Source organism: Corynebacterium occultum (assembly GCF_009734425.1).
Taxonomy (GTDB): domain Bacteria; phylum Actinomycetota; class Actinomycetes; order Mycobacteriales; family Mycobacteriaceae; genus Corynebacterium; species Corynebacterium occultum.
In genome coordinates, this window is sequence record NZ_CP046455.1 from 2,772,465 (window position 1) to 2,794,389 (window position 21,925).

At 63.2% G+C, this 21,925-nt stretch carries 16 protein-coding genes; 8 read left to right on the forward strand and 8 right to left on the reverse strand.

The genetic code is table 11. The features are described 5' to 3' along the window. Positions 1-109: 109 nt before the first annotated feature. Positions 110-424 carry an ATP-binding cassette domain-containing protein gene (locus COCCU_RS12605; protein ID WP_156231986.1) on the reverse strand — a complete coding sequence of 105 codons (315 nt, stop codon included), beginning with the start codon at positions 422-424 and terminating at the stop codon, positions 110-112. Position 425: 1 nt separating this feature from the next. Further along, entirely contained in the window at positions 426-662 is a 237-nt protein-coding gene (locus COCCU_RS12610) for a hypothetical protein (RefSeq protein ID WP_156231988.1), read from the reverse strand. Between the two features lie 282 nt (positions 663-944). On the opposite strand from COCCU_RS12610, the gene COCCU_RS12615 reads away from it, so the two are divergent. Beyond that, positions 945-2,189, forward strand: coding sequence for an MFS transporter (locus COCCU_RS12615; RefSeq protein ID WP_156231990.1), 1,245 nt, complete (start codon positions 945-947; stop codon positions 2,187-2,189). Between the two features lie 562 nt (positions 2,190-2,751). Here the strand turns inward: COCCU_RS12615 and COCCU_RS12620 are convergent. The 4 genes from COCCU_RS12620 to COCCU_RS12635 form a co-directional block, all read right to left on the reverse strand. Next, positions 2,752-4,398, reverse strand: a complete 1,647-nt coding sequence (locus tag COCCU_RS12620; RefSeq protein WP_156231992.1) for a flavin-containing monooxygenase — start codon at positions 4,396-4,398, stop codon at positions 2,752-2,754. 2 nt (positions 4,399-4,400) lie between these two features. Further along, complete coding sequence (locus COCCU_RS12625) at positions 4,401-5,351, reverse strand: alpha/beta hydrolase (protein WP_156231994.1); 951 nt, start codon at positions 5,349-5,351, stop codon at positions 4,401-4,403. 152 nt (positions 5,352-5,503) lie between these two features. After that, on the reverse strand, positions 5,504-6,466 hold the full coding sequence (locus COCCU_RS12630; RefSeq protein ID WP_156231996.1) for a helix-turn-helix domain-containing protein: 963 nt from the start codon (positions 6,464-6,466) through the stop codon (positions 5,504-5,506). A gap of 495 nt (positions 6,467-6,961) precedes the next feature. Continuing rightward, positions 6,962-7,222, reverse strand: coding sequence for a hypothetical protein (locus COCCU_RS12635; RefSeq protein WP_156231998.1), 261 nt, complete (start codon positions 7,220-7,222; stop codon positions 6,962-6,964). A 487-nt stretch (positions 7,223-7,709) separates the two neighbouring features. Here COCCU_RS12635 and COCCU_RS14860 point away from each other — a divergent pair, with 487 nt between their 5' ends. Further along, positions 7,710-7,844 carry a hypothetical protein gene (locus tag COCCU_RS14860; RefSeq protein ID WP_269434461.1) on the forward strand — a complete coding sequence of 45 codons (135 nt, stop codon included), beginning with the start codon at positions 7,710-7,712 and terminating at the stop codon, positions 7,842-7,844. 203 nt (positions 7,845-8,047) lie between these two features. Here COCCU_RS14860 and COCCU_RS12640 read toward each other — a convergent pair whose 3' ends face one another. Next, positions 8,048-9,271 carry an FAD-dependent monooxygenase gene (locus tag COCCU_RS12640; protein WP_156232000.1) on the reverse strand — a complete coding sequence of 408 codons (1,224 nt, stop codon included), beginning with the start codon at positions 9,269-9,271 and terminating at the stop codon, positions 8,048-8,050. A gap of 133 nt (positions 9,272-9,404) precedes the next feature. Between COCCU_RS12640 and COCCU_RS12645 the strand changes: the two genes are divergently transcribed. The 4 genes from COCCU_RS12645 to COCCU_RS12660 all read left to right on the forward strand — a co-directional run bounded on the left by COCCU_RS12645 (position 9,405) and on the right by COCCU_RS12660 (position 16,971). Next, complete coding sequence (locus tag COCCU_RS12645) at positions 9,405-10,586, forward strand: PucR family transcriptional regulator (RefSeq protein WP_156232002.1); 1,182 nt, start codon at positions 9,405-9,407, stop codon at positions 10,584-10,586. Positions 10,587-10,921: 335 nt separating this feature from the next. Further along, positions 10,922-14,269 (forward strand): heterodisulfide reductase-related iron-sulfur binding cluster, encoded by a 3,348-nt coding sequence (locus COCCU_RS12650; RefSeq protein ID WP_156232871.1) that lies wholly within the window; start codon positions 10,922-10,924, stop codon positions 14,267-14,269. A gap of 167 nt (positions 14,270-14,436) precedes the next feature. Further along, positions 14,437-15,039, forward strand: coding sequence for a DUF1707 SHOCT-like domain-containing protein (locus COCCU_RS12655; RefSeq protein WP_156232004.1), 603 nt, complete (start codon positions 14,437-14,439; stop codon positions 15,037-15,039). A gap of 642 nt (positions 15,040-15,681) precedes the next feature. Continuing rightward, positions 15,682-16,971 carry an MFS transporter gene (locus COCCU_RS12660; protein ID WP_156232006.1) on the forward strand — a complete coding sequence of 430 codons (1,290 nt, stop codon included), beginning with the start codon at positions 15,682-15,684 and terminating at the stop codon, positions 16,969-16,971. 65 nt (positions 16,972-17,036) lie between these two features. On the opposite strand, the gene COCCU_RS12665 is transcribed toward COCCU_RS12660, so the two are convergent. Beyond that, positions 17,037-17,699, reverse strand: coding sequence for a TetR/AcrR family transcriptional regulator (locus tag COCCU_RS12665; protein ID WP_197088365.1), 663 nt, complete (start codon positions 17,697-17,699; stop codon positions 17,037-17,039). 196 nt (positions 17,700-17,895) lie between these two features. On the opposite strand from COCCU_RS12665, the gene COCCU_RS12670 reads away from it, so the two are divergent. Continuing rightward, positions 17,896-20,094, forward strand: coding sequence for an ABC transporter permease (locus tag COCCU_RS12670; protein ID WP_231598773.1), 2,199 nt, complete (start codon positions 17,896-17,898; stop codon positions 20,092-20,094). Positions 20,095-20,658: 564 nt separating this feature from the next. Further along, positions 20,659-21,846 carry a pyridoxal phosphate-dependent aminotransferase gene (locus COCCU_RS12675; RefSeq protein WP_156232875.1) on the forward strand — a complete coding sequence of 396 codons (1,188 nt, stop codon included), beginning with the start codon at positions 20,659-20,661 and terminating at the stop codon, positions 21,844-21,846. Positions 21,847-21,925: the final 79 nt, after the last annotated feature.

Sequence of the window (21,925 nt, forward strand, 5' to 3'; positions counted from 1 at the left end):
TTCAACGCCGCAGCGGAAGTGTACTGCTGGATGAATTGCAGGGCTTGAGCGGGGAAAGTTTGTGTCTCCATAAAATTATTCTTCCATTTACTCCGGGACAGGGCTGCTTTTACCAGGTAATCACATTCTCCATCCGATACTCCTGCACCACTGCATATTCCCGCACCTCGGCCACGAAACCCTCATCATGGCAACTAAGTAGCAGGGCACCACCCCGGCGCAGGAACTCGGCCAACCCCCGGTGGAAAAGCACCCGACCAGCTAGATCAAGCCCCACATCCGGCTCATCTACCAGCAGTACCGCCGGTTCAGAGGCAAGTTCTGCAGCGAACTGTGCCAGTCTCAACTCCCGCTGGCTCAGATCCAGGGGATGCTCCTCCGGATCAAGGCCGAACTGTGCTCGCCAGGCCGCGTCAGGAACCATCCTATGACTCGGAGCGCAGCACGTTGCTCTCCTTGATCACTAAGGCGGAGAAAGAGCTGGCTGACGCCCGGGAGACCCGGGAAGGCAGGGAGAAGAAGGTCCGGGAGGCAGCAGCAAAGAAAGCTGCGGCGGCAGCAGCCTCGGAACGTCGTGAACGGGAAAAGCAGAAGCCGAACAGAAACAGAAGGAGCAGGAGGAAGCCGCGGAAAAACAGCGTCAGGCCCGGTTCCAGCAGCAACCGGAAACAGCAGCCCCAGCCCCCGCAGTGCGGCCAGCTCCCGCACCTCAGCCGGCACTGGCTCCTCAACCAGCATCCCCTTCCGGATATGACGGTTACACCGGGTGCCGTGCCTATGGCGGAAATTATGCGCTGACCTCGGTGGACGATAAGGGTCGCCCCTACGCCAAGATCGACTGCACCTCCAAGGTCCAGATCGGGTAGTCGCACTGCCCCAGAACCCGGTCTCCCAGCCTCAGCATTAGCTCTCCCAGGATTTCCCACCCGTCTAATCTGTGACTCATGGCCACCACCCCTGACCGTGATCCACAGACCGGTCACCCGGATGCAGCCCCCGCGCACCCCGCCCGCCGCAGGGTGCTCACCGGCCTGATCTTCGCCCAGGTGATGATCGGTCTGTCCAATGGCATCACCTTATCCATGGGCAGCCTGCTCGCCGCCTCCCTCGCCGGCCCGGTGTGGGGCGGTTCAGCGGCGACCCTGACCACCATCGGTGCGGCGATCTTCGCGGTCCCCCTGGCACGGATGGTGCAGCGCCATGACCGTCGTACCTCGCTGAGCACCGGCATGCTCATCGGATCCCTCGGTGCGGTGCTCTCCATCATCGGTGCCCAGTTCAGCATCTTCCCGGTGGTGCTGCTGGCTTTCCTCTTCCTGGGGGCGATGAGCGCGGTGAACCTGCAGGCCCGTTTCGCCGCCACCGATGTAGCCGGGGAGAAAACCCGGGGTAGTGACCTTTCCCTGGTGGTCTGGTCCACCACCATCGGCGCGATCGCCGGGCCGAACCTATTTACCCCGAGCGCACGTTTCAGCGCAGCCCTCGGCCTGGAGGAACACGCCGGCGCCTACCTGTTGTGCCTGGTGGGCCAGTTGATCGCCATCATGGTCTGGTGGTTCACCCTGCCCCGTGGCCTCAAACCCGCCCCCGACACAAGTCCCGCCCAAAGCCCGGTTGCCCGGCTCACTCCCCTGGCCCGGCGCGCCATCACCTCCATCGCCATCGCCCACTTCTCCATGGTCGGCCTGATGTCCATGGCGGCGGTCCACATGCAGGGCCACGGCGCCGGATTGACCCTCATCGGCCTGACCATCAGTCTGCACGTGGCGGGCATGTACGCCCTCTCCCCGCTCTTCGGTGTTCTCACGGACAAGGTGGGGCGCAGTTACACCATCTTCCTCGGTTTCGGCATGCTCCTGGTCGCCGCCTGCTCCCTCATCTTCTTCCCGGAATCAGAGCGGGGGATCATCACTGCGATGATCTTCCTCGGGCTGGGCTGGAACGCCACCCTGGTCGCCTCCTCGGCACTGCTTAACGACGCCACGCCCACCCGCCACCATGCCCGCACCCAGGGTCGCAGTGACCTGGTGATGAACCTCGCCGGGGCCAGCGGCGGGCTGCTCGCCGGGCCGGTGATCGGGCTGGCGGGGATGCCAGCCTTGGCGGGTCTGGTGTTTGTGGTGGTGGCGGTGCAGGCCGGGTTGATGGCCCTGAGTATCCGACGACTCGGGACGAAGAAAACCCCTTAAAAGACACCTGTGCCCGTTAAAAAGGGTGCGGTGGTCTTATTTCCCGGAGGCACAACCCCCAGGTTATGGAACTGTTAGCCGAGAAATTTCTTTCCCCACCCCACCGGAAAGGAGATCCCCGTTACACTTGTTCTAAACCCAATGAAAGGAGAACGAGATGCGCGGAAGCGGATTGATTTGGACCATCGTAGGTATTTTGGCCATTATCGCCCTGGCCATCTGGATCTTCTCGGCAATGTAGTATCGCCGAGACCAGGGAGGGTTCCCTCCTTCCCCGGCCACCTTCTCCCACCAGCTGATGAGGCCTGATCTTCACAAGGCCCGGCGGGTAGAGAATGTGGTGATTACAGGATTGCCTACTCTGCCGGATAAGAAAGATCCGGCATACCTGGTCTGCCAGGGTTGTGCTGCTGAAATATTACGGCGCGACCCGCAGGCCAGGTTTTTTCATGCGCCCCCTCGTGTCCTTCCCCCAAGCAGCACGCCGAGAAAAGCCGAAGACCGGCACCCTCCTGCTGTTATGACAGGAGATGCCGGTCCTCAAGCTGAAACCGGGGATGAATCAGGCGGTGGCGACACCCACCAACGGCTTCGCCGCGCTGCTCTCCGCATCCTCACCGAGGGTGAAGCCGGTGTATCCGGCGGCCGCGATCTCATCACAGAGCTGACGGTAGGTGTGGAGACCACCGGCGTAGGGCATGAACACCCTGGGCTTGCCCGGGATATTGGAGCCCATGTACCAGGAGGCTGCCTCCGGGTAGAGGGTCTGGGCCGCAATGGCGTTGACCTTGGCCACCCACTCCTCCTGAGCCTCAGCGGAAGCCTCGATCCGCTCGATGCCCCGCTCCTCCAGATCACTCAGCAGGGTGGAGATCCACTCCACATGCTGCTCAATCGAGGGGATCATGTTGGTCAGCACCGAGGGGCTGCCCGGGCCGGTCACGGTGAAGAGGTTCGGGAAACCTGCGACCGACAGACCCAGGTAGGACTTGCCGCCCTCATCCCAAGCCTCCTTCAGGGGCAGACCCTCCCGGCCCTTGATGCCCAACCGCAGCAGCGGACCAGTGATCGCATCATAACCGGTGGCCATGACCAGGATGTCGCACTCATATTCCTGACCATTGACCACAGGCCCCTTGGCACCGATGCGCTCGATGCGATGCTCGCGGACATCCACCAGCTCCACATTCGGGCGGTTGTAGGTCTCGTAATAATCCGTGTCCACACAGATGCGCTTGGTGCCCACCGGGTAAGACTTCGGGGTGATCAGCTCGGCCCGCTCCGGGTCCTTGACGATCTCCGCGATCTTCTCCCGGACATACTCGGCGGTGATCTCATTCGCCTGCCGGTCCGACATGGTGTCGGTGAAGGCGTTCATGAAGGTCGGGCCACCCTGGGCCCAACGGCTATCCAGCTCAGCCCGGATTTCCTCCGCAGGCAGCTTCAGGGCAGAACCGATCGGCGGCTTGACCATCACACCGGCCGGAGTCTGCTTCAGCTTCTCCCGCAGGGTCGGATAAACCGCCTTGACTAGTGCCATCTCATCCACACCGAGCGTGCGGTTGCGCGCCGGGACGGTGTAATTCGGGGTGCGCTGGAAGATGGTGACCTGATCCGCCTGCTGGGCGATCACCGGGATGGCCTGGATGCCGGAGGAGCCGGTGCCGATGACGGCGACCTTCTTGCCGGCGAAGTCCACGCCCTCATGGGGCCAGGATCCGGTGTGATAGAGCTCGCCCTGGAAATCCTGGAGGCCCTCGAACTGCGGCATCTGGGCCGCGGAGAGGCAACCCACCGCGGTGATGACGAAGCGGGAGGTGGTGGACCTGCCCTCGGCGGTGGTGGTGGTCCAGAGGCCGGCGGCATCATCCCACTCGATGGAGGTCACCTCGGTGTTGAAAGCGTAGGACTCCCGGACACCGAGCTTATCGGCCACGAAGTTGGCGTAGTTCAGGATCTCCGGCTGGGTGGCCCAACGCTCCGACCAGGTCCACTCCTGCTGGATCTCATCATCGAAGGAGTAGGAGTAGACGATGGACTCGGCATCACAACGAGCACCCGGGTAGCGGTTCCAGAACCAGGTGCCGCCGACCCCGGAGCCCTTCTCGAAGCCCTGAACACTAAGACCATTCTTGTTGCGCAGCAGGTGGGTGGCGTAGATGCCCGCGAAGCCGGCACCGACAACCACGACATCAACATCAGTTTTCATGATTAGCGGACCTCCTCGGTGACAGCAGCACGCTGCAGGACCTGCTCCGCGATGCGGCTGATCAGCTGTGCGCTGGCGGGCAGGATGTTGAACATGGAGATGAAGCCGTGCATCTGGCCCGGGAAGAGCTCGGTCTCAACCTTCACGCCCTCCTCCGCCAGTCGCTTGGCGTAGGCCTCACCCTCATCGCGGAGCACATCATGCTCGGCGATGGCGACATAGGCGTCGGGCAGCCCTGCCAGGGATTCGGCGCGGATCGGGGAAGCTTCCTGCTCCCCGCGCTTCTCCACCGGGGCGTAATGATCCCAGAACCAGACCATGGATTCGGTCATCAGCATCAGCTGGTTCTCCGGGTCCAGGTAGCTGGGGCGGGTGAAGTCGGCGTCGGTGACCGGGTAGACCAGCACCTGGAAGTCGATCTTGGGGCCAGCCAGCTCACGGGAGCGCAGGGTCATGGCGGCAGCGAGGTTTCCACCGGCACTGTCTCCACCGATAACCAGGGGTGCACCCTCTTCGGCCAGCTCGGCGCGGTGCTCCTCCACCCACTGCAGGGCAGTCCAGCAGTCATTGGGAGCCGCCGGGTAGGCGTGTTCCGGGGCCTTGCGGTAATTGACCAGCACCACGGTGTAGCCGGTCTCCTGGGCGAGCTGGCGGCCGATAGCGTCATAGGCGACGATGTCGCTGACCACCCAGCCACCGCCGTGGAGGTAGATGAAGATGCCCTTGGGCTGCTCCGTGGGCTTGAGTACGCGTACCTCGAAGTCCGCGTCCTGCTCGGAACTCTTCAGCTTGAGGTCCTGAACCTCGGCCATGTCCACACCGGGGCCGATCAGGTCCAGGGTGGCCAGGGCGCCGGCTCGGGCTTCCTCCGGGGTGGAGAGGTGGATCGGCTTAGCGTCGGGGTTCTCCCCGGCCTGTGCCAGGAACTGCTTGGTTGCCTCATCAATAGCCATGTCGACTCCTCAGTCTCTAACGTGCCCATTCAAGTGTGATGTAAATCATCTTCTTGACTTGTTAGAGACACTAATCACGGAGCGGGGCCAGGTCATCGGGCACATGGCGAATGATTGTTAAGCAATCAGGGACAATTGGCTAATAGCTGTGATCAAGCGTGAACAGGAGCCCCGTCCAACCTTCGCGCCCCAGAGCTGCCATGCAGGCGATAGAGGGTCAACGCGATCAGCAGCCGGGTGCGTCCGTATATTTCTCGAAGCGGGAAACGCAACACCCCCTCCGCCGCGTCAACGCGGGTGGCCACCGTGTTGTGGTGCAGATGCACCAACTGAGCGGCCTGGCGGATCGACTCGGTGGCAGCTACCGCTTCCAATACATTCAGAGTGTCCGGCGGACCCTTCTCCGCCAACTCATGAATCGCCCGGACATCATCAAGCTCCCGCACATTACGATGGTCCACCGCATCCACCAACACCCGCAGGCAACCCACCTTGGCGATATCCACGACCACAGCGTCAATCACGCGGTGGGGGGCCCGGCGGCTCTTGCTCGGCTGGGAGAAACGCAGGGCGGTTTTCGCCCCCTCCCAGGATTCATGGATCCGTTCCGGCGGCAGGGCCTCCCCCAACCCCACGGACAACCCCTTGGGAACACCTACTTCCTGATGTGGTTCCTCCCGCAGGATGACCGCCAGAACATCGCCCACCCGGGCCAGCAGCGGAGATTGCCCGCCCCCCAAGTCCTGTGCCAGGGCTGCCGCGCGCCGCAGCTCACCGCTGTCACCGGCGATGGCCACGACCGTCAATAAGCGGGATTCAGCCAGGCCGAGACGCTGCAGATTATCGACACGCTGCGCCGGACTGCCCGACTTTCCCAGCAGGGAACGGAGCCGGTCGGCATCACTTTCGACGGCCGTTGTGGCCGGGCCATTGCGCAGAATGATCTTCAGTGCATGGATGAGGCGCTGCTCCACCAGACGGGCCGCAAGATCTGGAAGAGGCGGGGATATCTGGAGAATGATCTCCCCCTCCCCCAAGCTCGACCAGCCCTCGGCGGCCGGGGAAATATCCGGCAACGCCTGTAATTGGAGCCGGAACACACTCCCCTGAATCACCCGATTCAAACACCTTGCCACCGCCCCAAAGAAGTCCTGGAGTGAAACCTCCGATTCCACCAAGGTGTCTATCGTCTCAGAAAATTCAAAGAGATCCTCTGCGAGCCGACCCTCATGTTCAAAGAGCAGTTCTTTCACACGTGTCACCCATCAATGTTCTTTGTGGTGATTTCCCTCACCTGGTGACTGCAGTCTAGCCAGATGGCGGGTGACATAAAATGGATTTCCCGGGCCTTCTTCGGCAGACCCGGGTTCTGTCCCCGGGAATGAGGGCATCCCCCACTTCCCCGGGAAGATTTCCAGGAGATTTCGCAAACCTCACAGTTCAGTAACCCAACCTGATTTTCAATAGATCTGGGATAGCGTACGGGGGAAATCCAGTCCAAGGATAAGCCTTATCCTTGGATTAGACAGGATGATGTTGAAAGATAATCCTTACCCTTCGGAGATATTCCCGGGCGAAAACCTGCCGAAGACCAACGACCCCGGGGGATATCACTCCTGCCGGGAGAGCACCTCGATCGAGTCCCCGACGGTGGCACCGGGATTTTCCTCCTGGTGCTGCTTAGTGGCCTTGGCATCAGTATCGCTGCGCCGGCGGGGTACATGTCCGGTGATCGGATGGCCGACCACCGCAAGCAGCATTCCGCCCAAGGCCAGCAATAAGGCGAGTAAGGCAGATCCGGTGGTGAAATAGATGATGCCCGCCAGGATTACGCAGGCACCAATTCCCAGGGGTAGAAGCCAGTTCTTCATGATGCACTCCCTCTGCGGTACGGGACGCTCGCCCATGACCGCGCTGTCGTGGAGCGAACTCTCATGGCCCGCTCAGCAACAACCCTTCCTACCTTTCCCCTTCGTGTGACCATTTTCAATGGTCTATACCAATCTGCAATCATTCCAGGCCGAGACCACCCCTTCCCTGAACTGCCTGAATACTCCAGGTTCCTCAGGGCAGCGGGAAAAATATTCTCTGGATCTACAAGAGGGTGGCATGCTTCCAGGAGGATGGGAAAACACTCTTAAGGTCGGCAAATGGGAGGTTGAAGATCAACTTTCCCTCCCCCAGTCACAGCAACCCCGGCCACTTCCTTGTCTAAGCCCCCGAAAAGGAGGACATTTCCGGTTAAGATCTGCCCATTATCTCGATTCATCTTCCCCAGAGCTTCAGCGCCATCCATAATGATGGCAGGCTGAAAATTCCACCGGCTGAGAATCTGGATCGAAAAGGGAGTTCCCGATCTTGAGCAATCAACATGGTGTGGCGATGATCATCGCCACCGCAGCCCTGATGGTGCTGCCCGCGTACACGGCCCAGGTAGCTGCCCCCATTCTCAATCCCCCGGCTCCCGAGCCGACCCGATCCGGGCCGAGCTAAACCGTTGGCAGAAGGTCCTGCTGTTCAAGTGCGGTCCGGCTCTTCCCTGTCAGCCAGGCCCTCATCACTTGCTTTGCTGTGCGGCGGCGGGGAATCCCCAGGCTAAGAAGTCATGGGGGTCAGCCGGCTGCCCACCTGATTCATCCGGGTCAGATCACCTGGGGCGGGAGACACCCCTTCTCCCCCAGATACACACCAGCCGTCTATATACCTGCCGGGCTCAGCTGACGGTCCGCCACATGCTCGTGGATCCAGGCCAGGGAGCGGTCCCAGACCTGCGGGGAACCAAGACGGGCGTTACGTTCCTGCGCCAGGGGACCGTCGGGAAGGTGCAGCATATCGGCGGTGGCCAGGGAGGTGATCTGGACTCGGCGCGCCCTGCCCTCCCGGATGTCCTGGTAGCGCTGGCGTGCGGCATCCCAGCCGGAACCCTGTTCCAGGCCTTCCATCAGGCAGTCTGCCAGCACAATCGCATCTTCGATGGATTGGTTGGCGCCTTGGCCGTGGTGCGGGACCATGGCGTGGGCGGCGTCGCCAAGCAGGGTGATCCGTCCGCGGCTCCACTGGTGGAGGGGTGGGCGGTGGAAGAGTGCCCATCGTTCCGTTGCGGGGGCGGCGCTGATCATCTCGATGAAGGCCGGATCCCAGCCCTCGAAGGCTGCCAGGTGTTCATCCTTCTCGGCCGGTACCACCCAGGATTTATCTGCCCAGGGACCGTCGTGACGGCGTACCAGCAGGAAGTTCTGTTCACCGTTGCCGATCGGGTAATGGAGCAGGTGTCCGCCGGGGCCCATCCAGAACTGGATGGCCTCCGGGTCCGGCAGGGAGGGCACCTGCTCCGGGGGAACCATCCCGCGCCAGCCGTGACAGCCGGAAAATTGAGCGTCATCGTAGCCGAGGATTTCCTTGCGCAGCTGGGAGCGGATGCCATCGGCACCGATCACCAGATCGGCCTCGAAGGAGTCGCCGTCGGCGAAGTGGAGTACCGCGGACTGTGGGCCGTCCTCAACGCGCACGCATTTCTTGTTCAGGTGCAGCCCCTCTTCCCCGAGTGCTTCTTTGAGCATCTGCTGGAGGTCCGCGCGGTGGACACCGTAGTAGGGTGCCCCGGCGCGCTCATGGTATTCAGAGCGGGAGAGAACCCTGCCGAGGACCCGGCCGTCGCGGCCATCCCGGAAGATGAGGCCATCGACATCTGCGGCCTTTTCCGCCAGCTGCTCCCCGATCCCGATGCGGTCCCGTAGGAATCTGACTGCATTGGCGGATAGTGCCACTGCGGCACCTACCTCCCGTAGTTCGGCGGCCTGCTCGAAGACCTGTGGTTCCAGGCCTCGGCGGCGCAGTTCCACGGCCAGGGTGAGCCCGCCGATGCCGGCTCCGACGATGGCGATGCGGGTTCCTTGGCCAGTGGCAGAAATCGTGGTCATGGTGTGCCTTCCTCCAGGTGAATGTGTCTGGGCCTGAGTGTAGGAGTGCAGCAACACTGAAAGCATCAGCATTTTGTGCCGCTTGTTCAAGAAATTTTCCGACACTTTGTCGGAATTGGATAGGGTGAACGTCATGGATCAACTCCCCGAACTCGATGATGCGCTCCAGGATCTCTCTGAAACCCTGGGGTGCAGGATCGCGTTGATTGATGAGGCGGGGAAGGTGGTGGCTTATTCCATCCACGAAAGCCCGGAGGACCGCCGCAGGCTTTTCCACCTGCTCACCCACAGTGACTCCTGGCCTGCACCGCGTACCGCCACAGCCCCGTACTCCCTCGAGGAGTTACCCGAGGTCGGTACCGTGTTGTTCATCCGCCTGCTGGATCCGCAGCGTCATATCATCGGGCATCTGCTCCTACCCGCGGTGGCACCAGGGCAGGAGGAAACACCCCTCTCTGCACCCCTTTCGGCAGCCTTGGAAGCCACCGAGCAGCTGGCCGAACTGCTGGGCGCCCGACAGCAGGAAGAGGCCCGACGCGACGCCCGCGCCAACCGCCTGGCGGTGACGCTGGTCAGCGGGGCTGCCGGGGAACGGGAGTCCGCGGCTGAGCATCTCCTCCGCGAGCGTCTCCTGAGTTCCGCCGCCGGGTATTGTGCCGTGGCGCTGGGGGTGGATCCGCGTGCCGCCACCGCACTGGATAATGAGAAGACCTCGCAAGCGGTGGCACGCACCCTGCAGTTTGTGCGGGAAACCTCCACCGCAACAGTGGTGGGCGGCACCCTGAAAAACCACCTTGGTGTCCTGGTATTTCCCCGCCCGGTGGTTGTCCCCCGCCTGAGCCGTATTCTCTCCAGCCCTGAGTTGAGCCCGGTCCGGGCCGGGGTGGGTTCGCTGAGCACACTGTCGGAGATCCACCGCTCCTTCCAGCGGGCGCAATTAGCCTGGCGGGCCTCCTGGTTGGCTCCTGCGGATCATGGCATCGTGGCCGCCTGGGAGCAGGTGGGGCTGGACGGGACCTTGGCCCGGATGCCGGTGGAGGACTTCACCCTGGATGATCTTCCCCCCAGCGCCCGGGAACTACTGGCGGCGGTGGATTCCCCGGACCTGCTGGACACCCTGACGGCTTACCTGGATACCGGCGGGGATGCCCAGCGCACCGCACTTAACCTCCACATCCACCGATCCACCCTCTACTACCGGCTGGACAAGCTGCGTGCCGCCCTCAGCGGGGATCTCCATGACGGTGTCTTCCGCCGGGAGCTGCACACCGGGTTGAGGATCGCCCGGCTGGCGGGGCTGGTGCCGGGTCGGTGATCCTCACCGAGGCATAGTGCAGAGGGGCGGAACCGAAAAGTTTCATGGTCTCGGTTGAATCCCGCCGCGGACCCCTGGCACATGAAGCCGATCTCCCCAGGATGAATATCCCCAGCCAGACCCTGCCCCTCCCCCCGGGCCGGGCAACTCTCATGCACGCTTTCCTGGCCTCCCCGCATAAAAACCCTGCGCAGGCTTAGGCCATGTCCACCCCACCCCCTAAGCTGGGGAACTGACTCTCAAAGCAGCTCTTGAGACCAGCCCATATAACAGCCTTTAGCAAAGGGAACGATTCAAACGTGAGCTCTCTGTTCCTCGCCGCGGCACCGCCGAGCATGAGCACCGCCACCATCGTGCTCGGATTCATCGGCATCCTGCTGTCCCTGCCCGCCTGGGTGCTCTTCATCAAGGCGGTGAGCACCCTCTTCCGGTTCATCACCGCCGGACAGCCCACCACCGTCCCCCGCTTCGATCAGCCCATCAAGCGCCTCTGGACCATGTCCAAGGAAATCTTCGGCCACACCACCATGCTCAAACGCCCCTGGGTGGGTGTGGCGCACTGGTTTGTGATGGTCGGTTTCCTCTTCGGCTCAATTGTCTGGTTCGAGGCCTATATCCAGGCCTTTGACCCGGCCGGGGGTTGGCCCTTCCTGAATTCCTGGCCGGTGTACCACTTCGTGGAGGAGGTGCTGGCGCTCGGCACGATCATCGGCATCCTCTTCCTCATCGGGGTGCGCATGAAATTGGGCCATAGTGAGCGCAGTTCCCGTTTCTACTACTCCCAGAAGCAGGCCGCCTGGGCCATTGAGGCGATCGTCCTGCTGGAGGGACTGGGCATGCTGCTGGTCAAGGCCGGCAAGATCGCCACCTTCGGGGGCGGCCACCCGGTCGCTGATTTCCTCAGCATCCACATCGCCGAACTGCTGCCCGCCAGCCCGGTGATGGTCTCCGTCTTCGCCGTGTTCAAGCTGCTCGGCGGCATGGCCTTCCTCATCCTGGTGGCCCGCAGCCTCACCTGGGGTGTGGCCTGGCACCGTTTCCTCGCCTTCTTCAACATCTACTTCCGCCGCTTCCCCACCGGGGAGCAGGCCCTGGGCAAGATGAAGCCCATGGAGTCCCGGGGCAAGGCCCTGACCATGGACAATGTCGAAGATGATGATGTGCTCGGGGTGGGCACCCTCCAGGACGCCTCCTGGAAGATGCTTCTCGACGTCTCGACCTGCACGGAGTGCGGCCGCTGCCAGGACCAGTGCCCCGCCTGGGCCACCGAGAAACCCCTGAGCCCCAAGAAGTTCGTCATGGACATCCGTGAGGCAGCCGTGGCCAACGCCTCCTACCTGATGGACCCCTCCTCCCTGGATCAGGACAACTCCCATGCCGGGATGGATGTGCTCAAGCTCGCCGGGGAAGGTGGGGTGATCAGCGATGATGTGCTCTGGTCCTGCACCAGCTGTGGTGCCTGCGTGGAACAGTGCCCGGTGGACATCGAACACATCGACCACATCTCCGACCTGCGCCGTTTCCAGGTGCTCGCGGACTCGGAGTTCCCCTCCGAACTGACCGGACTTTTCAAGAACCTCGAGGCCAAGGGCAACCCCTGGGGTCAGAACAACAAGCAGCGCGCCACCTGGGTCGAGGAGGCCCGGCGCGATGGTCTGGAGGTCCCCGTCTTCGGTGAAGACATCCAGGATTTCCAGGACACCGAATACCTCTTCTGGGTCGGTTGCGCCGGCGCCTTCGATGATGATGGACGCAAGACCACCCGCGCGGTCGTCGAACTGCTGCACACCGCGGGCGTGAAGTTCGCGGTGCTGTCCAAGGGTGAGACCTGTACCGGTGATCCGGCCCGTCGCGCCGGCAATGAGTTCCTCTTCCAGATGCTGGCGGCGGAGAATATCGAAACCCTCAACGGCGTTTTCGAGGGTGTGCCAGAGGGGCAACGCAAGATCATCACCACCTGCCCGCACTGCTTCAACACCCTGCGCAACGAGTATCCCGACTTCGACGGCCATTATGACGTCTTCCACCACACCCAGCTGCTCAACCGCCTGGTGCGGGAGAAGCTGCTGACCCCGGTCCCCCGCACCGAGGAAAACCGCAAGCCGATCACCTACCACGACCCCTGCTTCCTGGGCCGCCACAACAAGGTCTTCGACCCGCCGCGGGAACTCCTCAACGTCACCGGCATGGAGGTCCGCGAGATGGACCGCAACCGCAACGAAGGTTTCTGTTGTGGTGCCGGCGGTGCTCGGATGTTCATGGAGGAGAACATCGGCACCCGCATCAACGAGAACCGCACCGCCGAGGCACTTTCCACCGGTGCCGAGGAAATTGCGGTGGGCTGCCCCTTCTGCAACGTCATGATCGGCAATGGTGTCAAGGCACTTTCCGACGCCCCCAAGGCCGAGCAGCCCAAGGTCCGGGATGTCTCCCGCATGCTGCGTGACTCCGTGCTTGTCGACGGCACGCTCCCCGCACCCCGCGAAAAGCAGTTCCTCGAATCCCCCACCCGGGAAGCCCTCAACCTGGGCATTACCCCGAAGAAGAAGGACAAGGCGCTTAACGACGCCCCGAAGACCAACCCCGCACCCACGGCAGGTTCGACCCCGGTCGCACCGCCGGCGGGAGGGGCACTAGGTGCGCCTGCGGCACCGGGTGCGATGACTCCCCCAGCACCGGGATCCACCCCGGTTGCACCGGGTGGAGTTCCCACCCCGCCAGCAGCACCTGGAGGAGCTCCGGCTGCTCCATCGGCACCGGGCGCACCGGGGACTCCTGGTGCAATGGCTCCCGCGGCACCTGGGTCTGCACCCATCGCGCCGGGTGGAGCACCCTTGGCTCCCGGTTCCGCACCTATCGCACCCGGTGCAACCACTCCCGCGGCACCGGGTGGGACGCCCGCTGCTCCCGGAAGCGCCCCAGCAGCGCCCAGTTCTGCACCGGCAGCACCAGGTGGAACACCCACCGCCCCAGGCGGCACACCCGCGGGACCAGGGTCTGCACCCTTGGCTCCCGGATCTGCACCGGCAGCCCCCGGCGCTGCTTCTCCGGCAACCCCTGCAGCACCAGGTGGGGCACCCGGGGGAACCCCTATGGCTCCAGGTTCCGCACCGGCAGCGCCAGGTGGAACGCCTACGGTGCCCAGCGCAGCCACTCCGACACCTCTCGCAGCACCCACCGCGCCGGGCGGAGCACCTGCAGTTCCCGGTTCCGCACCCGCAGCGCCCGGTGCAGCCACCCCGGCAGTCCCGGCTGCACCGGGGTCTGCTCCCACCGCCCCTGGCGGGGTGCCCACCGCGCCGGGCAGAGCTCCCGCAGCTCCCGGTTCCGCACCAGCTGCACCGGGTGGGGCACCCGCTGCTCCTGGCGCAGCCACTCCGGCACCTCCCGCAGCGTCTAGTGGAGCACCCACCGCCCCCGGCGGTGCCCCAGCAGCACCGGGTTCCACCCCGGTCCCACCCGGCGCGGCTGTCCCTGCTCCCGGCAGCGCGCCGGCCGCCCCCGGTGGAGCAGCACCTCAGCCGCCGACCCCTGGTAGTACACCTGTTGCTCCCGGTGCTTCAGCTCCGGCCCCTCCGGGTGGTGCACCAGTTCCTCCGGGTGGTGCGCCCGCCGCTCCCGGTTCAGCGACCCCTCCGGTAGCCAAGCCCACGGAATCTGCGGAGGAACAGTCCGATTCTTAAGCCCGAAACCCCAAGCAGCGTTTGCTTGGGGTTTTGCTTCGCCTGAGTGCCAGATGGATTCAGAAGGAAGAATCCCTTCCGTTTAAGAAACCCCCTGGTTCCTCGCCCCGGAAAATCAGGGAAATCCCGGACAGACACCTATTTTCCCAGGGTCTAGAATTGAGAGCATGAACGTCGACCCTCTCAGTAGCTATAACGTCCGACTCAGTGATGATGAACGCACCGCAGCCATGTCTCAGCTGGGGCGTGCGATGTCCGAGGGGCGTTTGAGCATTGCCGAGTACGACGAACGCTGCCGGAAGGTCGCGGCCGCCCAGACCCGTGGGGAACTCGATGCCCTCTTCCTGGATCTGCCCCAGAAGTTTGTGGCCAGCCAGGTCGGCCAGGAATTGCAGCCGATCTACAGCGCCAAGGAGCTTGAAGAGGCCCGCCATTCAGCTTCCCGCCCGAAGGCCGGCATCCTGGGTCTGACCATCATCGCCTCCATCGGGGCTACGGCGGTCGCGGCCCCAGCCATCAGTGGTTTCTCCGCCCTCTTCCTTCTCTTCATCCCGATGATGGCGATCCTGCTGTACGTGATGAAGATCGGCCCGGCATCCTGGCATGTTCCGAGCAAACGTCAGCTGGAGCGCAACCGTCTCCGGGAGTTGCGCACCTCCGAAAAGATCCGGGCTGCAGAGCTGCGGGTGGAACGCAAGCAGCGTCAGCATGAGTTGACGTCTCAGGCGATGAATGTGGCCAAGAACTTTCTGGACAAGAAGAAGCCCTAACCTGGGGGCACATTGTCCAACCACGCAACCCGTCACCGAGCATTCGTTCCCCCTGGTGGCGGGTTTCGTCTTTCCTATCCTCCCGGAGCTGGTTCCCCGGGGGTCACCATCTGAGAGCCGGGGAGCACTCCTTGTCCTCCCCTACACCCACACCCTCCCCCGCTAATCACCCCCGCCAAATAAGAAATGAATGTCAATTACTCGATTTTAATCCTTGCCCAGCCCTGATCAGCTACCCTATTTCACCTCACTGTGACGTATTTTACTTTCCCAGTGAAAGCCCAGTTCAAACAACATGGAGCACGCGATGCCCCGCTCAATCCCCCCACTTGGGGACTGTTCTCACAGTGAACAATTTAGGTGACGCGGCACATATGGGTGTTAGCATGTCGCTATCCGCCACCGTGGAGTTGAATCTGGCCCTTATATTTCACCCGACCTCTCCATCTCGGAGACTTCGGTTGTGAAACTTCCAGGGGCTTTAACTCACCCCCGGCACGCCCTTTCAAGGCGCCCCGTGCAGTGTTTCAACCCCCAGGCGCGAGTTCTGCCGTCCCACCCTGGATGTTCCCTCAGGAGCGTCCCGGGTTTTTGTGCGCGAGATTTTCCTCGCCGCCTGATCACGAACTAGTGAGGTATCCGATGTCTGCAATTGCTGATTCAGCGGTGAAGACCGGCCGCGTGGCCGGAAAGAGCAATGTTCTTGCCCTGGTCCTGTGCTGGCTGCTGTTGGTTTTCGATGGCTATGATCTCATCGTCTACGGCACCGTCCAGTCCACCCTGCTCGCAGACCCGACCTTCGGCCTGACCAAGGAAAATGCCGGCACCGTCGGTTCGATGGCCTTCATCGGCATGATGGTCGGCGCACTCTTCGCCGGCCGACTCTCGGACGCCTTCGGCCGCAAGCGCACCATGATCCTGGTGACGATCATCTTCACCCTGGCCACCCTCGGTTGTGGCCTGGCCCCGAACGCCACTGTCTTCGGCGCCATGCGCCTGCTCGCGGGCATCGGCCTGGGAGGCCTGGTCCCGGCGGTCATGGCCCTGTCCGCTGAGCTGGTTTCCAACCGCTGGCGTGCTGTTGTGGCCACCGCCATGATGTCCGGCATTCCGCTGGGTGGCAGTATCGCCGCACTGATCGGCATCCCGATCCTGCAGAACTTCGACTGGCGCACCATGTTCTACCTGCCGGTGATTATCGGTCTGCTGATGATCCCCGCCGTGCTCAAGTGGGTCCCCGAGACCCTCGCGGACAAGCCCGCCACCAAGGCCGGTGACACCGAGGAAGCACCGAAGGGTGGCTTCGGCGAACTCCTCCGCCAGCCCTACCTGCTCGCAGCCCTGGCGCTGGTGGTCGGCACCGCCGGCACCACCTTCGCCTGGTACGGCCTGGGCACCTGGCTGCCCACCCTCATGGAGATGAAGGGCTATGACCTCGGTTCCGCCCTGACCTTCTCCCTGGCACTGAACCTGGGCGCCGTCGCCGGCTCCGCCATCACCGCCTGGGCCGGTGACCGCTTCACCCCGATGTCCGCGGGTGCCGTCGCCGCTGCACTGGCCGCCATCTCCCTCTTCGTCATGATGCAGGGCGGTGTCCCGGTCTGGGTCATCTACGTCCTGCTCATCGTCGCCGGCGTGGGCACCCACGGCACCCAGATCCTGCTAAATGCCACCATCACCAAGTACTTCCCGGCCCACCTGCGTGGCACCGCGGTCGGCTGGTCCGTGGGCGTGGGTCGTATCGGCGCCATCATGGCCCCGATGGTGATCGGCTTCCTCCTCTCCACCTCCGCGGGTGTCGACGGCGCGTTCATCGCCTTCGCCTGTGGCTCCGTGGTGTCCGCCGCCCTGCTGTTCACCCTGGTCTTCGTGATGCGTCCGATCCGTGCGCTCGCCCGCGCCGCAGCAGGCCGCGAAGAACTCAACGTTTAAAAAGAACTTATCGACGGGCCCGATCCGCCGCCTCCCCCGCCTGGGGAAGCGGCGGATTTCTGCCTTTAGATCAGGTTGTGGGAGGAAGCGGGTGCCACCCGGCCACCGCGCCGGGTGACCGGGGCGACGAGCATGCCGGTCACGGCGTCGATAAGAAAATAGCCCACACTGATCCAGTCCCCCTCCTGGGTGCCGGCCTCCACCTGTGCCTCATATTCCGCACACAACCCCAACACCATGTGCCCGAGGATCCCGGAACGGGCCTGCAGCACCTTCTCCGGCACCCCCTCAACATGGGGCAGGACCCGCCGCCGCACCTCCGCCAGGGTCTCACTGTCATCGAAGGCGGAATTCATCAGGGGCGCCACCGCTGAAACCCCATGGACCTGATGGAGGAAACGTGCCCGCCAGCTGGGCACCGGCAGCGCCGCCAACTGCTCCACCAACGGCAGGATCCGACAGGCCACCAGATCCCAGAGACCGGCATCAGCAGCCAACCCGGCCACCAGCTCGGCGCGCCGGGACTCCATCTCCGCCAGCTGCCGACGCAACAGGGCCTTGATCAGTTCATCCCGCCCGCCGAAGTGATAGGTCACGGCCGAATGATTGGACGCCCCGGCATGTTCGGTGATCTTTCGGTTGGACACCGCATCGATCCCGTGCCGGGCGTAGAGCTCCTCGGCGGAATCCAGCAATGCCCGCTGCGCCCGCTCGCTGCGCTGTCCCATCAGTGGCCCTCCCTCTTTCTGACTCGAACGGTACCGGAGCCCAACACTGACATATGTTTCCCAGCACATTCCTTGCTCAATTTACGCCAAGTGTCTTAAACTCGGAAAATTGGTTCCCCAACCAGCCCGCCAGGGCGCCTCAGATCCCTGAGAGCGTTCCCCCGGCCAGATCCATCCCACTCACAGGAGCACCTTCTTGAGCAGCACCACCTATCCGCCGGAGCACTCCGACCCCGAAGCCCCAAGTGTAGAAACAGCAGCCGCGGCAGCCGCCAAACGTGAGAAGGCGGAGAAGATCGGCCGTTATGTGGCGATGTTCCTCATGCCGGTGCTCATGGTCGGCATGATGATCACCGGCTACCTGGGCGCCATGCACTCCCCCAGCCCCAATGACATGCCCATCGCCGTCACCGGCAACACCACCGTCACCCAGGCCTTCACCCAGAACCTCGTGGCGAACAACCCCGGCGCGGTGGACGTGGAGGTGGCTGCCGATGAGCAGACCGCCCGGAACATGGTCTTCGACCGTGAGGTCACCGCCGCGGTATCCCTCAGTGGTTCCACCGCCACCCTGTACACCGCCAGCGGAGCCGGCGCCCAACTCGGCTCCACCGTCACCGGCCTGGTGGCCCCGGAGGTGCTCGCCCTCGACCTGGAACTAACCACCGAGGATCTGGCCCCGCTGCCGGAACAGGATATCTCCGGCCTGGCCGCAATGTTTCTGACCACCGCACTGGTCATGGCAGGTTATCTGCCCTTCAGCGTGCTGATCTCCAACTCCCCGGAACTACTGCGCTTTCGCCGTGCTCTGCCGCTGCTGGCGGGTTGGTCCGCACTGATCGCGGCACTTGCCTGGCTGGTCACCGGCCCGATGCTGGGTGTGGTCGGCAGTGAACACACCACCGCGGTACTCGGAATCTCCTGGCTGGGGGTCTTCGCCATCGGCAGCGTACAGCTCTTCTTCACCCGTCTCTTCGGCCCCATGGCAGTCCTGGTGGGCATGCTCTTCCTCATGGTGTTGGGAATGCCGGCCTCCAACATGAGCTTCCCGATCTCGACGATGCCCTCCTTCTACACCCAGCTGCACGCCTTCCTGCCCATGCCGGCCATTGGTGAGGCATTGCGCTCCGAGCTCTACTTCGGTGGGGCGGGAGCAGGCAGGCACCTGCTGGTGCTGGTCTTCGGCGCGATCGCCGGCCTGGGTGCCACCCTGCTTTATGATGTCCTCAAAAAGCGCAAGCACCCGGCACCTAAGCCCATGGTGATCAACATGCCTTCGCTGCACGGCGGCAAGCGCCCCAAGTCACGCTTCTGGCGCTACGCATCCCTGTTCGTCTTCCCTTTCGTCATGGTCTCCATGATGCTGACGGTCATGCTCGGCGCCATGCATGAGCCCAGCCCGAAGGACATGCCGGTGGCCGTGGTGGGCACCACCACCGAGCAGGCGGAACAGACCATCGCCGGCCTGGAACAGAACATGACAGGACTTTTCGATCTGCGTGCCCTGAACAACGAGACGGAAGCCCGGGAGCAGGTGGCCGAAAGAGAGATCGTCGGTGCCCTGATCCTGCCGAGCGCCGAGAACCCCACCGCCACCCTGCTGAGCAACCAGGCTGGCAGTTCCAGCGCCCAGATGGTCATCTCCCAGGTGTTCACCCAGGTCATGGGCGCGCAGCAGATTGAACTCAGCATTGAGGACATCGCCCCGCTGCCGGACTCGGACAGCAACGGCACCTCCACCATGTACATCGCCATGGGCTGGATGCTCTCTGGATTCATGATCATCATCGTCGGCGCCAACGCGGCACCTTCCAGCCGACCGCTGCGCAAACTGCTGCCCATCGCCGCCATCTACGCGCCCTTCATGTCCGCCTTCGTCTGGCTGATCGCCGACCCGATCACCGGCGCCATCGACGGCCACTTCTGGGCCCTGCTGGGCACCGGTGCCGTGGCGATCTTCTGCGTGGCCATGTTCGCAGCGGTCTTTGAACGGCTCATCGGCATGCTCTCGGTGATCCCGGTGATCGGTGTCCTGATGTTCCTGGGTGTGCCCGCCTCCAATGGTGCGCTCTCGATCTACATGGAACCCGAACTCTTCCGGCTCCTCCACAACTACCTCCCCATGCCCGCCGCGGTCGAGACGATCCGCTCCATCCTCTACTTCAACGGGGATGTGGTGGGCGCCCACCTGAGCACCTTCGCCATCTGGGGTGTGGTCTCCCTGGCCCTGGTCTTCATCATCGACCGCATCAAACCGGTGAGCACCTCCACCGACCTCATCGCCTACCTCCCGGCGGAGGGCACCGAGAAATACGGCGAGGATGCCAAAGCCGAGCTCGCCGCCCACATGGAAGCGACGAAGAAAACCACGGAAACCGAACTCGTCAACGCCTGATCCCTTCCCCACAGCGGCGCTTATCGACACCGCACACACAACCACCGCATCCCCCGGCCCGGGAATGCGGTGGTTTTTGTCATTTGGGCGCTTATCCACAGTCGCGACCTGGGGGTTCGCGGTAAGGAAAGGACAAGCCCACCCTGCGCACCCCCTGCGAGGTTCCTCCGACGAACCGGTCATCCCCGAGCTATCAACCCAACGTGGGAGTGCCGGGGGCGAGAAGAAATTTCCCCCTTCAGCTTCCCAAGATTCATGCTTCCTGGTTGGTGCCAGTTCCCCAGAAAGCGGGACCTGCCCCGGGCCTGTCCGCACCTTCCCATGACACGGATTGCTCACCCCATCTACCGATGTGAAACCAAAAGTGGCAAAGTGTTCCTGGTGAGTACAGACACCCAGCAGGTAACCATCCATCACCCGGTCAGCGAGTCGGCCCCGGGTGCAGCCGCCGCAGCCGCCGCCGCGGACGATCTCAAGACCACCAGCGCCGGATCCGCCACCGTCGAAAAGCCCCGGAAGCAGACCCCCCGTCGCGCCCCACGTGTCTTCGACCAGTCCGAGAAGATGAAGAACGTCCTCTACGAGATCCGTGGCCCGGTGGCCGCGGAAGCTGAGCGCCTGGAGCTGGACGGCCACAACATCCTGAAGCTGAACACCGGCAACCCCGCCATCTTCGGTTTCGATGCCCCTGATGTGATCATGCGTGACATGATCGCCGCCCTGCCGACCTCCCAGGGTTACTCCACCTCCAAGGGCATCATCCCGGCCCGGCGCGCCATCGTCACCCGCTATGAGCTGGAGGATTTCCCGGAGTTCGACGTCGAGGATGTCTTCCTGGGCAATGGTGTCTCAGAGCTGATCACCATGACCACCCAGGCGTTGCTCAATGACGGGGATGAGGTGCTCATCCCCGCCCCGGACTATCCGTTGTGGACCGCCGCCACCTCCCTGGCCGGCGGTAAGCCGGTGCACTACCTCTGTGATGAGGAGGATGAGTGGAACCCCTCCATCGAGGACATCGAGGCCAAGATCACCCCGAAGACCAAGGCCATCGTGGTGATCAACCCGAATAACCCCACCGGTGCGGTTTACCCGCGGGCGGTGTTGCAGAAGATCGTGGACATCGCCCGGGAGCATCAGCTGCTGATCCTGGCCGATGAGATCTATGACCGTATTCTCTACGATGGTGCCAAGCACATCTCCATCGCGGATCTGGCCCCGGATCTGCTGACCATCACCTTCAACGGCCTGTCCAAGGCCTACCGGGTGGCCGGTTACCGTGCTGGCTGGATGATCCTGACCGGCCCGAAGCAGCACGCCCGGGGTTTCATCGAGGGTCTGGAACTGCTTGCAGGTACCCGCCTGTGCCCCAATGTGCCGGCGCAGCATGCCATCCAGGTGGCGTTGGGTGGCCGGCAGTCCATCTATGCGCTGACTGCTGAGCAGGGACGTCTGCACAAGCAGCGTGACGTGGCCGTGGAGAAGCTCAATGAGATCCCCGGTGTCAGCGTGGTCAAGCCCAAGGGTGCGCTCTATGCCTTCCCGAAGTTGGATCCGAATGTCTACGAGATCCATGATGATTCCCAGCTGATGCTGGATATCCTCCGTTCCGAGAAGATCCTCATGGTGCAGGGCACCGGTTTCAACTGGCCGGAGCACGATCACTTCCGGGTGGTCACCCTCCCCTGGGCCTCCCAGCTGGAGAACGCCATCGAGCGGCTCGGCAACTTCCTGGTCAGCTACAAGCAGTAGTCCGGCCACGCAGAAAACCCTCAGGTCAGCTGACCTGAGGGTTTTCGCTTATCGACGCCCCCGCTTGGGTCCGGGTGGG

Bases quoted from the DNA above. Each gene is read 5' to 3' on its own strand.
- COCCU_RS12605 (WP_156231986.1), bottom strand. From the start codon at position 424: ATGGTTCCTGACGCGGCCTGGCGAGCACAGTTCGGCCTTGATCCGGAG.
- COCCU_RS12615 (WP_156231990.1), top strand. From the start codon at position 945: ATGGCCACCACCCCTGACCGTGATCCACAGACCGGTCACCCGGATGCA.
- COCCU_RS12620 (WP_156231992.1), bottom strand. From the start codon at position 4,398: ATGAAAACTGATGTTGATGTCGTGGTTGTCGGTGCCGGCTTCGCGGGC.
- COCCU_RS12625 (WP_156231994.1), bottom strand. From the start codon at position 5,351: ATGGCTATTGATGAGGCAACCAAGCAGTTCCTGGCACAGGCCGGGGAG.
- COCCU_RS12635 (WP_156231998.1), bottom strand. From the start codon at position 7,222: ATGAAGAACTGGCTTCTACCCCTGGGAATTGGTGCCTGCGTAATCCTG.
- COCCU_RS12640 (WP_156232000.1), bottom strand. From the start codon at position 9,271: ATGACCACGATTTCTGCCACTGGCCAAGGAACCCGCATCGCCATCGTC.
- COCCU_RS12645 (WP_156232002.1), top strand. From the start codon at position 9,405: ATGGATCAACTCCCCGAACTCGATGATGCGCTCCAGGATCTCTCTGAA.
- COCCU_RS12650 (WP_156232871.1), top strand. From the start codon at position 10,922: ATGAGCACCGCCACCATCGTGCTCGGATTCATCGGCATCCTGCTGTCC.
- COCCU_RS12655 (WP_156232004.1), top strand. From the start codon at position 14,437: ATGAACGTCGACCCTCTCAGTAGCTATAACGTCCGACTCAGTGATGAT.
- COCCU_RS12660 (WP_156232006.1), top strand. From the start codon at position 15,682: ATGTCTGCAATTGCTGATTCAGCGGTGAAGACCGGCCGCGTGGCCGGA.
- COCCU_RS12665 (WP_197088365.1), bottom strand. From the start codon at position 17,699: ATGGGACAGCGCAGCGAGCGGGCGCAGCGGGCATTGCTGGATTCCGCC.
- COCCU_RS12675 (WP_156232875.1), top strand. From the start codon at position 20,659: ATGAAGAACGTCCTCTACGAGATCCGTGGCCCGGTGGCCGCGGAAGCT.